This is a genomic window from Virgibacillus carmonensis (genome assembly GCF_057836705.1).
In genome coordinates this window covers 1-666 of the sequence record NZ_JBYQFJ010000188.1, presented here as the reverse complement: position 1 = coordinate 666, position 666 = coordinate 1, and the positions used below count along the sequence as shown (strand labels likewise).

Sequence of the window (666 nt, the reverse complement as noted above, 5' to 3'; positions counted from 1 at the left end):
ATTTATTTCCGGTTTCATTCATCCGGATGCACCGAATACTCTCTTTATCTGGCAAGTTGCTGTTCACGAGTCAGAGCGGGGAAAAGGACTGGGTACAAGGATGTTGGTACAGCTGCTGAAACGGGAAGCCTGCAGAAACGTTCGCTATGTTGAAGCGACCGTATCGCCATCAAACAGACCATCACAACAGTTGTTTTTAGGACTTGCGAAAAAGCTTGACACAAATTGTAAATTGACTGATTACTTTTTATCTAGTGACTTTCCACGAACAGGACATGAAGACGAACAATTGTACAAGATTGGACCTATCGATGAAGAAAATAAGCTTGTAAAGGAATGATTCAATGGGGACAGCAGTATTAGGAAATACAAAAATGAAAACGTTTGAGGAGCTAGAATCGACGGTGAGAAGTTATAGCCGCGGATGGCCAACCATATTTGAAAAAGCGAAGGGGTATAAGCTCTGGGACGTAGACGGTAAAGCGTACATTGACTTTTTTGCCGGTGCAGGTGCACTGAATTACGGCCATAATAATGAAACGATGCAGGATAAACTAGTTGAGTATATTCGTAATGATGGGCTCATTCATAGCCTTGATATGGGAACAACTCCACGAAAGGAATTTCTTGAATGCTTTAACGAAATCATTCTTACACCACGTGACC

Annotated in this window: 2 protein-coding genes; both read left to right on the top strand. The window is 42.0% G+C overall.

The window, feature by feature from the left end:
- Window positions 1-340, top strand: a 340-nt coding sequence (locus AC3G7N_RS21290; RefSeq protein ID WP_489424135.1) for a GNAT family N-acetyltransferase, incomplete at its 5' end; no start/stop codon positions are given.
- A gap of 4 nt (window positions 341-344) precedes the next feature.
- Window positions 345-666, top strand: a 322-nt coding sequence (locus tag AC3G7N_RS21285; RefSeq protein WP_489424134.1) for an aminotransferase class III-fold pyridoxal phosphate-dependent enzyme, incomplete at its 3' end; no start/stop codon positions are given.